This window comes from Streptomyces sp. MB09-01 (assembly GCF_033794505.1).
Lineage (GTDB): Bacteria > Actinomycetota > Actinomycetes > Streptomycetales > Streptomycetaceae > Streptomyces.
Genome location: NZ_JARAYQ010000250.1, coordinates 1 through 11711 on the forward strand (window position 1 = coordinate 1; position 11711 = coordinate 11711).

8 protein-coding genes and 1 pseudogene are annotated in these 11711 nt (G+C 74.2%); 5 read left to right on the forward strand and 4 right to left on the reverse strand.

The genetic code is table 11. The annotated features are described in order from the left end of the window. The first annotated feature begins 124 nt into the window (after positions 1 to 124). Both PV721_RS34925 and PV721_RS34930 read left to right on the forward strand, forming a co-directional pair. Positions 125 to 2068, forward strand: a complete 1944-nt coding sequence (locus tag PV721_RS34925) for an ABC transporter permease (protein ID WP_319731526.1) — start codon at positions 125 to 127, stop codon at positions 2066 to 2068. A 180-nt stretch (positions 2069 to 2248) separates the two neighbouring features. Beyond that, positions 2249 to 2989, forward strand: a complete 741-nt coding sequence (locus tag PV721_RS34930; protein ID WP_319731511.1) for a DUF4328 domain-containing protein — start codon at positions 2249 to 2251, stop codon at positions 2987 to 2989. Between the two features lie 85 nt (positions 2990 to 3074). Here the strand turns inward: PV721_RS34930 and PV721_RS34935 are convergent, their stop codons facing one another. Beyond that, entirely contained in the window at positions 3075 to 5144 is a 2070-nt protein-coding gene (locus PV721_RS34935; RefSeq protein ID WP_319731513.1) for a SpoIIE family protein phosphatase, read from the reverse strand. A gap of 217 nt (positions 5145 to 5361) precedes the next feature. Between PV721_RS34935 and PV721_RS34940 the strand changes: the two genes are divergently transcribed. After that, entirely contained in the window at positions 5362 to 6276 is a 915-nt protein-coding gene (locus PV721_RS34940; RefSeq protein ID WP_319731515.1) for a S41 family peptidase, read from the forward strand. 13 nt (positions 6277 to 6289) lie between these two features. On the opposite strand, the gene PV721_RS34945 is transcribed toward PV721_RS34940, so the two are convergent. Both PV721_RS34945 and PV721_RS34950 read right to left on the reverse strand, forming a co-directional pair. After that, positions 6290 to 6955 (reverse strand): response regulator transcription factor, encoded by a 666-nt coding sequence (locus tag PV721_RS34945; protein WP_319731517.1) that lies wholly within the window; start codon positions 6953 to 6955, stop codon positions 6290 to 6292. 37 nt (positions 6956 to 6992) lie between these two features. Next, positions 6993 to 8171, reverse strand: coding sequence for a sensor histidine kinase (locus PV721_RS34950; RefSeq protein WP_319731519.1), 1179 nt, complete (start codon positions 8169 to 8171; stop codon positions 6993 to 6995). 126 nt (positions 8172 to 8297) lie between these two features. On the opposite strand from PV721_RS34950, the gene PV721_RS34955 reads away from it, so the two are divergent. Next, a complete protein-coding gene (locus PV721_RS34955) occupies positions 8298 to 8537 on the forward strand; it encodes a hypothetical protein (RefSeq protein WP_319731521.1) in 240 nt (79 codons plus the stop codon). Positions 8538 to 9043: 506 nt separating this feature from the next. On the opposite strand, the pseudogene PV721_RS44130 reads toward PV721_RS34955, so the two are convergent. After that, positions 9044 to 10303: pseudogene (locus PV721_RS44130) on the reverse strand (DUF6777 domain-containing protein); the annotation flags it as partial. 93 nt (positions 10304 to 10396) lie between these two features. On the opposite strand from PV721_RS44130, the gene PV721_RS34965 reads away from it, so the two are divergent. Next, positions 10397 to 11689, forward strand: a complete 1293-nt coding sequence (locus tag PV721_RS34965) for a streptophobe family protein (protein ID WP_319731524.1) — start codon at positions 10397 to 10399, stop codon at positions 11687 to 11689. Positions 11690 to 11711: the final 22 nt, after the last annotated feature.

The following is an 11711-nucleotide window of genomic DNA, read 5'->3' on the forward strand; positions in this document are numbered from 1 at the left end:
GGGATGGGCTGTTGTCTGTTTTTTGGGTGCTGGTGTGGTGTGGGTGCGTGTTGTTGTGTTGTTTTGTTTTTTTTTTCAGGAGAAGATGGGCTACGGGGTTGTTGCCTGTGTCGTGGGGTCGGGGATGTGTTTAAGAGACAGCACCCGGCCCCCGCTGGCCCTGGCACTCCCCGCACTGCTCGCCGTCGCGTTCCTGCTGATGCCGCTCATCGGCATCCTCGTCCGCACCCAGTGGGGCGAGCTCGGCACCCATCTCGGCAGCCCCGGCGTCGTCGAGGCGCTGCAGCTCTCGCTCCTGGTGTCCCTGTGGGCTCTCGGCCTCTCGCTGCTCCTCGGCGTTCCCCTCGCCTGGCTGCTGGCCCGCGTCCCCTTCCAGGGCAAGGCGCTGGTCCGCTCGCTCGTGCTGCTCCCCATGGTGCTGCCGCCGACCGTCGGCGGTGTCGCCCTGCTCCTCGGCTTCGGCCGGCGCGGGCTGCTCGGGCCCTGGCTGGAGGACATCTTCGGGATCACCTTGCCGTTCCACACCTCGGGGGCGGTCGTGGCGGCCACCTTCGTCGCCATGCCGTTCCTGGTCATCAGCCTTGAGGGCGCCCTCGGCGGTCTCAAGCAGAGCTTTGAGGAGACGGCCGCCTCGCTCGGCGCCTCACCGGTCCGCGTGTTCTTCACGGTGACCCTGCCCATGGTGGCCCCCGGCCTGATCGCCGGAGCCGCGCTCACCTGGGCCCGCGCGCTGGGAGAGTTCGGCGCGACCATCACCTTCGCGGGGAACCTGCCCGGCACCACCCAGACCCTGCCGCTGCAGGTGTACCTGCTGCTCCAGGACCAGCCCGAGGCCGCCACCTCCGTGTCCCTGCTCCTTCTGGCGATCGCCATGGCCGTGCTGATCGCGCTGCGCGGCCGGTGGACGGGCACCCCGGTCACCGCCCGCGAGGCCGCGGCCGCGCCGCCGGTGTCGGACGAGACGCCCGCCGCAGCGCCGGACCCCGGCACCGAGACCGCCGCACCGCCGGAGTCCGCGCCGCACGGGGCCGGCCGCTGGCCGCTGCACGCCACCGTCACCGGCTTCAACCAGCTCACCCTCGCCGCCGAGCCCGGCACCACCATCGCCGTCGTCGGCGAGAACGGCGCCGGCAAGACCACCCTGCTGCGGGCCCTGCTCGGCCTGACCCCCCGGGCCCACGCCGACCTCCGGCTCGGCGACGCCGACGTCACCGCACTGCCCCCGCACAAGCGGCAGGTGGCCTGGGTCCCGCAGGACGGCGCGCTGTTCCCTCACCTGAGCGCCCTGGCGAACACCGCGTACGGACTGCGCGCCCGCGGGGTGCCGCGCGCCGATGCCCGCCGCGAGGCGCAGGACTGGCTGGACCGGCTCGGCGTCGGGCACCTCGCCCAGCGCAAGCCGGCCCAGCTGTCGGGCGGCCAGGCCCAGCGGGTGGCCCTGGCCCGCGCGCTGGCCGCCCGCCCGCGGCTGCTGCTGCTCGACGAGCCGCTGGCGGCCCTCGACCAGACCACGCGGGCCCGCGTCCGGCACACCCTGCGCACGCACCTCGCCGGCTTCGGCGGGGTCTGCCTGATCGTCACGCACGATCCCGTCGAGGCGGTGTCGCTGGCCGACCGGGTCCTCGTACTGGCCGACGGCCGCACCCTGCAGGACGCGCCGCCCGCCGAGGTGAGCCGGCACCCGCGCTCTCCGTGGGTGGCGCGCATGCTGGGGCGCAACGCCTGGCCGGGCATCGCGTCGGCGGACGGCCTGGCCCTCGCCGAGGGCGGCCGGCTCGTCGTCGCGGAAACGCTGCCCGAGGGGGCGCAGGCTCTGGCGATCATCGCCCCGGAGGCGGTCTCGGTGCACCGGGAGCGCCCGGGCGGCAGCCCCCGCAACGTCTGGCCGGGCACGGTACGGGAGATCACCGCGGTCGGCAGCCGGCTGCGGGTCCTGATCGCCTCGGGCGGGGCACCCGACCTGGTCGCGGAGATCACCCCGGAGGCGGCGTCCGAGCTGGGCATCGCCGACGGCGCCGCAGTGTGGACCAGTGTGAAGGCCACCGAGGTCACGCTCGTCCGCCTCTGACGGCCGGACGGCTGGGACGGCCTGACGGCCTGACGCCCTGACGCCAGGCCGCCCTGACGCCCTGACCACGGGGAATCGTTTGGACGGGCGTCTGCGGGCTGACATATGTTCAGCGGAGCCTGCGCCGCCCGTCGGCAGGCGTCATCCGCTTGTGACACGTTCCCGTGGGGGTACTCCGCCATGTCCTTCAGCGCGCCCGGCTCTCCGCCGGCGACGACGCCCGCTCCGCCGCCGTACAGCGGCCCGCCGCCGCGCGTCGACGTGCTGCGCTCCCCGCAGGGCCTCGCGACCGCCGTGACCGTGCTGCTGTGCGTCGCGGGCGCGGTGAACCTCCTCTCGGCCGGCGCCAACGCCTTCGTCTTCTCGGTCATGGACGACCTCGTCGCGGACCCGGGCAAGGTTGCGGACCACACGGTCGGCCTGTCGGACGGCTTCACCGCCCTGGCCGGGAGCTTCCGGCTCCTGTCGATGCTCGCCACGGCGGTCGTCTTCCTCGTCTGGTTCCACCGCGTGCGCGTGAACGGCGAGGTCTTCCGGGCCGATGCGTTCACACAGAAGCGCGGCTGGGCCGTCGGCGGCTGGTTCATCCCGATCGGGCACCTGTTCCTGCCCCTGTGGACCGCACGGCAGATCTGGACGGCCAGCACCCAGCACGGGCCGGACGGCTCCCTCCGCCCGGTCTCCCGCGCTCCCCTCACGGCCTGGTGGGTGGTCTGGGTCGTCGCGTCGATCACCGACCGGGCGTACAGCCGGATCTACCTGCACGCCGAAAGCCCCGAGGCCCTCCAGGCCACGGCCGCCTTCGGCATCGGCTCCGACCTGCTCATGGTCACCGCCGCCGTGCTCGCCGTCCGCTTCGTCCGCAGGCTCACGGCCATGCAGCACACCATGGCCCTGCAGGGCCCGTACGCCACGGCCTGACGCCACGGCCTGACCCCGCGGCCTCGCGGACACGGGCGCTTTTCGGCACGGGGCCGGGCCGCGGGTGCGGCGGGCCGGCCGGGCCTCAGTCCCCCGGCTCCGGTCCGGCGAGGGCGAACTCGCACCACACGCACTTCCCGCCGCCCCGGGGCTCCACGCCCCACTCGTCCGCGAGCCGCTCCACCAGCATCAGCCCGCGCCCCGACACGGCCCAGTCCCCCGCCTCCCGCCGTCTCGGCAGGGCGCTGCTGGCGTCCTCGACCTCGATGCGGATCCGGCCCTGCGCCGTGAGCCGCATGCTGACGTCGCCGCCGCCGTCGGTGTGGACCAGGGCGTTGGTCATCAGCTCGTCCGCCGCCAGTTCGATCTCGTCGGCCCGGTCCCGCGCTCCCCACGCGGCGACCGCCGCGCGGATCAGGTGCCTGGCCTGTCCCGGGGCCTCCGCGTCCCCCGGTTCCAGGCGCTGGCGCAGCGGACCGCCGCCCCGCGCGCCGGGTGTGCCGCGGCGGCGCAGGACGAGGAGGGCCATGTCGTCGCCCCCGCCGGAGTCCCCGACCAGGTCGCACAGCACGTCGGCGAGCTCCTCCACGTCCACGGGGCCGCTGTGGACCGCGGCCATGAGCTCCCGCATGCCGGTGTCGTGGTCGGCGCCGGGGCGTTCGATCAGACCGTCCGTGCACAGCACCAAGGTGTCCCCCGGGTGCAGCTCGAGGCTGGTGACGGGGTAGCCCGTGCCGGTTCCGGGCTGTTCGCGGGGCGGCAGGCCGAGCGGCAGACCGCCCGCCGCCTGGATCCGGTGGCAGCTGCCGTCGCCGCGCCGCACCACCGGGTCGAGGTGGCCGGCGCGGACCATCCGGAGCATCCCGGTGGTGAGGTCCACCTCGGCGTACGTGCACGTGGCGAACCGTTCCGTCTCCAGTTCGCGCAGGAAGACGGAGGCCCGCGCCATCGCCGCCGCCGGGGTGTGCCCCTCGACGACGTACGCCCGCATCACGATGCGCAGCTGCCCCATGACGGCGGCCGCGTCCGTGTCGTGCCCCTCGACGTCGCCGATCATCACCCCGACCCGGCCGTCGCCGAGCGGGATCACGTCGTACCAGTCGCCGCCGATGTCCCGCCCCATCCGGGCGGACCGGTAGCGTACGGCGATCCGCGCGCCCGGCACCTCCGGGATCCGGCGGGGCAGCATGGCCCTCTGCAGCCCTTCGGCCAGGTCGTGCTCCTGCTCGAAGAGCATGGCGCGCTGCAGGCCCTGCGCGACGCCGCTGCCGAGCGCCATCAGCAGGTTTCGCTCCTCGGCGGTGAAGTCCCCGTCCCGCGTGTAGAGCAGCCCGAGCGCCCCGATGGGCCGCCCCTGGGCGATCAGCGGCAGGTAGACCCCGCTGCGGACGGACAGCGGCTCGATGTACGGCCACAGCTGCGGGTAGCGGCTCTGGAACTCCTCGCGCGAGACGAGGAAGACCGGCTGCATGGTCCGTACGGCCTCGCTCATCGGGAACCTGGCGTCGATGCGCGTGTACTCGATCTCCGGTACGTACGAGCCGAGCTGTCCCTCCGCGACCAGGTGGATGCGGCCGCCGTCGACGATGCCCAGCATCACGCTGACGGCGCCGAGGTGCCCGAGGGCCTGCGGGTCCTTGAGGACGTCGGTCACGTCGTTGACGGTGCGGGCGTGGGCGAGGATGGCGGTGGTCCGCTCGACGACGCCCGTCATCCGGCGCCTCCCCTCGGCCTGCTCCCCGGCCGCCCCGGGCTCGCCCGGGTCGTGGGCGGCGTCGCGCAGGATCCCGATGACGCGGTACGGGCGGCCGTCCGGGTTCCGCAGGATGTGGCCCTGGATGTGGGTCCAGGTCGGCGTTCCGTCACGGAGGCGGGTGCGTACGTAGGCCCCGTAGTGGCTCCGGCCGTCCTTGATCGCCTGCGCCACCCGGGCGTCGAGGCGCGCCGCCTCGGCGGGGGTCAGGCGCTGCCTCAGTCCCTCGGAGGTCCCGTCGTACTCCTCCGGGCGCAGGTCGAGGACCTCGAGGGCGGTGGTATCCAGGTGCATCCGCCCACTGTCGAGGTCCCAGTCGAATGTGCCCATGCGGTTGAGCGCGAGGCTCGTATCGGGCCGCGCGGGCCAGTCGACCTCGGGGTTCTTTCCCCTGCGGGCCATGCAGCCAGGGTCTCACTCTCCCCCGCCCGTGTCCCCGTGGGGCGGCCGGCCCCCGGCGGCGCGGCCCCGGCCACCGGCGCCGGCCCGCTGAAACGCGCCGGCGCGCGCATCGTCCCGGCCGGACCCGCACCTTCCGGGCCGAGGGGGCGCCGGGCCTGCCATCGGTGCGGGAAAACCTTCTGGTCCACGGTCTGTTGGCCGTCTAGCATGACCCGCTATGCCCACCAACGAGAAGATCATCGAGCAGGCCCTCGACCGGATCGCCGCAGGTTACGTCTTCCCCGAAAAGGCCGTCGTCATCGAGGCGGCGATCCGCGGCCATCTCGCGGCGGGCGCGTACGAGGGCCTGGACGGGCCGGCCCTCTGCGAGACGGTGACGGCGCACCTCCAGGAGGTGTGTCCGGACAAGCACCTGCGCCTGCTCTGGTCCGAGGAGCCGCAGTCGCTGGAACCGGTGGACGCGGACGGGGGCCGGGCCGCGTTCCTCAAGCTGCTGAGGGAGCACAACCAGGGCGTCCGCCGCGTCGAGCACCTCGAAGGCAACATCGGGCTCATCGAGGTCGGGCGCATCGCCACCGCCGTCGAGGGCGCGAGCGTGATCGGCGCGGCCATGCAGCTGGTCGCGGGCAGCTCCGCACTCGTGCTGGACCTGCGCGGCTGCCTCGGCGGGGCGCCGGAAGGGGCCGCGATGTGGTGCAGCTACTTCTTCGGCGACGACCAGGTGCACCTGAACGACATCTACGAGCGGGCCACCGACACGACCCGGCAGTACTGGACGGCGGCCCACCTGCCCGCGCCGCGCTACACGAACCGGCCGGTGTACGTGCTGACGAGCGAGATCACGTTCTCCGGGGGCGAGGACGTGGCGTACACCCTGCAGGCGCAGGGTCGGGCCGTCGTCGTCGGCGCGACGACTCGGGGCGGCGCCCATCCCACGGACCGCCACGCGGTCGCCGAGCACGTGCTCGTGACCGTGCCGGCGGCTCGGACCATCAATACGGTCACCGGCACCAACTGGGAGGGCGTGGGGGTCGTTCCGGACCTTCAGGTCCCGGCGGACCAAGCGCTCGACACCGCGCTCAAGGCCGCACTGCGGCAGGTGGAAGCGGAGCGGGGCGCCGCGGCGCGCTGACGCCCGGCACGCCTCACCAGGGCGGGTCCGGCGTGCCCGCGTCATGGACCAACAGGGCGATCTGGACCCGGTTGTTGAGGTCCAGCCGGGTCAGGATCCGTGACACGTGGGTCTTCACCGTGGGCAGCGCCAGGTGGAGTTCCCGCGCGATCTCCGCGTTGGACAGGCCCCGCCCGACCGCCAGGGCCACCTCCCGCTCGCGTTCGGCCAGCAGCGCCAGCCGGGCGCGGGCGGCGGCAGCCCGGCCGTCCTGGCCGGCGCCGCCCGCCACCTGGTCGATCAGGCGGCGCGTGACGGCCGGGGAGAGCACCGGGTCCCCGGCGGCCACCGTGCGGATGGCCGTCACGATCTCCTGCGGCGGCGTGTCCTTGAGGAGGAACCCGGCCGCACCGGCGCGCAGCGCCCGCAGGACGTGCGCGTCGGTGTGGAAGGTGGTCAGGACGAGGACTTCCGGAGCCCCCGGCCGTGCCCGGAGCGCCTCGGTCGCGGCCAGCCCGTCGACACCGGGCATCCGGATGTCCATCAGCACCAGGTCGGGGCCGTGCGCGGCAACCAGCCCGGGCACCTCCGCCCCGTCGGCGGCCTCGGCGACCAGCTCGACGTCGGGGGCTCCGCCCAGCATCAGACGCAGCCCGGCGCGGACGATCGCGTCGTCGTCGACCAGCAGTACGCGGATCACCCGCGGCTCCTCCCCCGTCTCCCTCGCCCTTCGGTCATCAGGTCTGCCAGGGTAGCCAGGCGTGCACCCGGAACCCGCCGTCGGCGGGGACGGCCGTCAGTTCCCCGCCCGCCAGCCGGGCGCGTTCCGCCAGGCCGATCAGCCCCTGCCCGCCGCCCTCACCCGTTGCCCCGACGGCCGCCGCGGCAGGGGCCGAACCCGGCCCGGGTGGCCGGGCGTTGCGGACCTCCACCGTCAGCCCCTCCCCCGGGCCCCCGGCCACCCGTACGTCGACGGCCGCGCCGGGCGCGTGCTTGCGTACGTTGGTCAGCGCCTCCTGGACGATCCGGTACGCCGTACGCCCCACCAGGGGCGGCGGCGCGGCCTCCTCCGGCGGCGCGGCCAGGCCGATCCGTCCGCCCGCGGCCCGCGCCTCCGCCACCAGCCGGGCCAGGTCCGCCAGTTCCGGCTGTGGCCGCTCCCCCTCCGCGGGCGCCGACCCGGATCCCGCCCGCAGTACGCCGATCACCTCGCGCAGATCGTGCAGGGCCAGGTGGGCGCTCTCCCGCATCACTCCGGCGGCCCGTTCGATCTCGGCCCGCGGGGCACCGGAGTTGAACTCCAGGGCGCCCGCGTGCACGCTCAGCAGCGTCAGCCGGTGACCGAGCACGTCGTGCATCTCGCGGGCGATCTCCTCCCGGGCCTCCATGCGCGCCCGCTCCGCGCGTGACTCCGCGTCCGCCTCTGCCAGTTCGGCCCGGTCGCGCAGGGAGGCGATCAGCTGCTGCCGGGACCGCCGGAACAGCCCCCAGCCGATGGCCCCGGCGATCAGGGCGAAGTACGTCACCGCCGAGCCCGCCCGGTCCTCGGCCATGTCCGGCAGCTGCCAGAGGAAGACGGGCAGCGGGGCGAAGGCCAGCGCCGCCACCCACGCCGTGGTCTTCCACGGCCGCGTCGCGGCCACCGTGAACACCGCGATCATCGTCGGGCCGGTCAGATAGTGCGCCTGACTGCCGGCCAGGAGCAGGACCACGGCGAGCTGGACCGGCCGGCGCCGCCGCAGCAGGACCGCGGCGCACCCCAGGCCGCCGGCCACCTGGTCGGCGGCCCGCCACCCCGGACCGAGGTCCTCCGCGACCGGGACGGAATGCGAGCTGACTGCCGCGAAGCAGGCGGCGAAGAGGAAGAGCCCCAGGTCGACGGCCCAGTCCCGGCGGGTTCGGTGGATGCGGCGCATACCCCCGGAATCTACGCGGGCGGGCGCGTGCCGGAACCCGCCCGCCCCGGATCGGATACTTAAGTACGAGCACTGAGCGCCCTAAGACCGATCCTGCGGCCGGCGCCCGGCTCCTAACGTCGGAGCATGACCTCCTCCACCCCGAAGTCCCCGCTGTCCGCCGTCACGGGGCTGCTCTCCTTCGTCCTCGTCGTCGGCGGCGCGAGCGGTCTGCTGCACGAGTGGCTCGGCTGGATCCACTTCATGGGCTTCGTCCGTTTCCTCGCCCCCGACGGCTACGAGACCTACACCTACGTCGTCATGCTCGTCCTCGGCCTCGCGGTGGGCGCGGCGGGCGACGCACCGACCCGGCGCGGCCGCGCCTGATCCGGCTCGCCGTTACGCCGTCCGTGTCTTCGCCGGCCGGCCTCGCCGCGGGGCGGGGGAAGGGCGTCGGACCTGGGAGTGCACCGCATCCCCGGCGTGGGGGATGCGGTGCACTCAGGGCTGCCGCCGGAGGCTGGTACTCCGGCCGGCTAGGTTTCGCGGTCCTCCGGCTCCGGGGCTTCGGGCTCCACCGGGGCTTCGGGCTCCACCGGGCCTTCAGGCTCCACCGGGCCTTCAGGCTCCACCGGGGCCACCGACTCAGGCTGCTCGGTGGGCGTGTCCGGCTTCGTCTCCGTCTCGGCCGTCGCCGTCGTGCGCGTCTCGGCCGTCGCCGTCGTTTTCGGCTCGGCCGGCGGCGTGGGCGTTTCCGTCTCCCTGAGCGTCTTCGGTTCCGTCACCGTCTCCGTGGGCTTCAGCGGCTGACGCTCGTCTTTCGTCTCCGTGGGCTTCGCCGGCTCCGTCACCGTCTCCGTGGGCTTCAGCGGCTGACGCTCGTCTTCCGTCTCCGTGGGCTTCCCCGGCTCCGTCACCGTCTCCGTGGGCTTCACCGGCTGCCGCTCCGTTTCGGTCGGCTTCCCCGGCTTCGTCTCGGTTTCGGTCGGCTTCCCCGGCTTCGTCTCGGTTTCGGTCGGCTTCCCCGGCTTCGTCTCGGTTTCGGTCGGCTTCCCCGGCTTCGTCTCGGTGCCGGTCGACTTCCCCGGCTTCGTCTCGGTGCCGGTCGACTTCCCCGGCTTCGTTTCGATGCCGGTCGGCTTCCCCGGCTTCGTCGGCAGGAACGTCGGCGTCTGGATCACCGGCGGCGGCACCGGCCGGTCGGGCCTGCCGTGGTGGCTGCCCTTCTCGCGCTCGTACCAGCGCCGGTTGTCCTGGTCATAGATCACGATCTTGTGCACCACGGTCGGCGCCGGTGCGATGACCACCACCTTCTGCGGCTGGTACGAGGGCCACGTCTGGCCGAAGCGCTTCGGGTTGGCCTTGAGCGCCACCGGCGGGCCGAGCGGGTTCCCGCACGCGCAGCGCACCCGCGGCACTCCGCGGTCGTCCACCAGCACGGCCGTCCCGGCCTGCAGTACGGCCTGGTAGCTGGTGAGCTTGCCGTTCTGGTAGCCGTGGTTCGTCACCCGGGTGTCCATCCGCAGCTGCACCGAGGTGAGCGAGCGGAGGTACGAGGGGACGGACTGTGGCTGGATGCCGAGGGCCGAGGCGAAGGCGGCGTTCTTGGCGGGATCCGCGGACAGCGACTTGATCTGCTTCTCCACGTCGCAGCTGGCGGTGTCCCTGGTGCCCCCGTACACGCCCGGCGCGGAGCCGCTGATGCTCCTGGTGCCCGTCGTGGTGCCCCCGGTGGCGCTGGCCGGGGCGCTGGGGGTCTTGGGGCCCGTGGGAGACGCGGGGGGCGCCGTCGGGCTCTCCGGCGGCGTCTCCGCGTTGGTCACGGTCGACTCGGTGAACGGGTCGGGGCCGGAGGCGGCGGCCGGCTGGAGGAAGACCTCCCCACCGGCGTTGTCGGTACCGCTGGGCCGGGTGAGGACGACGGCCAGGGCCACGACCGCCACCACCGCGACGAGCATCGTGGCGAGCCGTGGCACGGATCGCCACCACGGCCCCTTGTCAGGACCACCTGGCCCGCCGGGGCTTCCCGACGCGGGCGGTGCGGACGGAGGCGGGGGCGGCGGCGGCCCTTGCTGCCCGCCCGAGAGCGGGCCGGAAGGCGGCCCGCTGGGGCGCTCTGACGAGGGCGGCCGGCCGGAGGGTTGCGTGGTCACGGGCTCTTCTTCCCAGTAGGAGGGAGTTCCCTGCGGACCATTGTGTGCGCCATCCAGGTGGTGCCCGCAAGCCGAGGATGCCACGGTGGCAGGGTGAGCCGGATACCGAAATCACCATCGTCCGGGGGCTCCGCGAGGGCATGGCGCGACGCCCTCGTCGCCGTCGTCGCGGGATTCGCCGTGATGGCCGCCGTCGCCGCCGCAGGGCTCGCGTGCGCGGGCGCCGGCGATCTGCCGGGCGGCGCGTTCCCCCGTGTGGTCGCCGCGGTCGTCGTGATGGCGGCCGGCGGTTCGCTGGAGGTGTCGGGCGAGGCCGGCTCCCTGGCCGGCGCCGACGCCAGCCTGTCGGTGCTCCCCCTGTCGGTGAGCCTGGCCGGCGCCCTCACCGCGGGCTCCTGCTTCCTGCACCCGCTGCACAACCGGGCGGTGGCACGGCCCCGGGAACTCGTCGGCCGGGCCCTCCCCTTGGTCGTCCTGTGGCTCCTCGCCCTGACCGGGGCCGCGTTCCTCGCCCGGCAGACCTTCGGCATCTCCACCGACGACTCCCCGGTCGGGGTGATCGGTGAACTCCTCGACTCCGCCCCGACGGTGGGGTTCCGGGCCGACCTGCCCGCCACGCTCCTCTTCGGACTGCTCTGGATCCTGGGCCTGTTGCTGATCGCCCTGCTGGTCTCGCGCCGCGCGCCGCTCCCGGCGGGGCTGGTCCGCTACCACGCGGCGCTGCGCCCGGCCGCCTTCGCCACGATGCTGCTGCTCCTGGCCTACGTCGTCCTCGGTGTCGTGGTCGGCCTGGTGGTGGCCGCCACCCAGGGCCATGCCGCCCGGACCTTCGCCGTGATCCTGCTCGGGCTGCCGAACCTCGTCTGGATCGCCTTCACCCTGGGCTTCGGCGGCGCCTGGGAGGGCCGGGTCGAGGGCCCGTTCGGGCTGCCGATGCCCCAGCTCCTGGACCAGGTCCTGCGCGGCTCCGAGCTGTCCACGGTGGACGTGGCCTCGCTCGCCGAGCGCGACTCCCGGGCGTGGTGGCTGGTGGCCGTGGCCGCCGTCCTGCTGCTCGGCACCGGAGTGCTGGCGGCCGTACGCTCTCCCGCCCACGTCCGTCCCTGGCAGCACGCGCTCCACCTGGGCGTGGCCCTGGCCCTGGCGACGCTGATGGTCTGTCTGCTCGCGCGCGTGCAGGCCCAGTTCGGCCTCTCGCTGCTGGGCATCGGGGAGGTGGACGGGCTCGGCGGCGTGGTCGTGCTGGATCCCGTCCTGTGGCGCACGGTCGGGCTCGCCCTCCTCTGGGGTGCGGTGGCGGGCTTCCTGGGTGCCCTTCTGGCCCGCCCCCTGAACCGTCGCGGCCGCGTCGGGGAAGCCGGGGCGGCCGCGCCCCCGGCGCCCTGACGACCACCGCCCGCCCCCACTG

Coding starts and splice junctions, on each gene's coding strand:
- PV721_RS34925 (WP_319731526.1), top strand. CDS start 125: ATGTGTTTAAGAGACAGCACCCGGCCCCCGCTGGCCCTGGCACTCCCC.
- PV721_RS34930 (WP_319731511.1), top strand. CDS start 2,249: ATGTCCTTCAGCGCGCCCGGCTCTCCGCCGGCGACGACGCCCGCTCCG.
- PV721_RS34935 (WP_319731513.1), bottom strand. CDS start 5,144: ATGGCCCGCAGGGGAAAGAACCCCGAGGTCGACTGGCCCGCGCGGCCC.
- PV721_RS34940 (WP_319731515.1), top strand. CDS start 5,362: ATGCCCACCAACGAGAAGATCATCGAGCAGGCCCTCGACCGGATCGCC.
- PV721_RS34950 (WP_319731519.1), bottom strand. CDS start 8,171: ATGCGCCGCATCCACCGAACCCGCCGGGACTGGGCCGTCGACCTGGGG.
- PV721_RS34955 (WP_319731521.1), top strand. CDS start 8,298: ATGACCTCCTCCACCCCGAAGTCCCCGCTGTCCGCCGTCACGGGGCTG.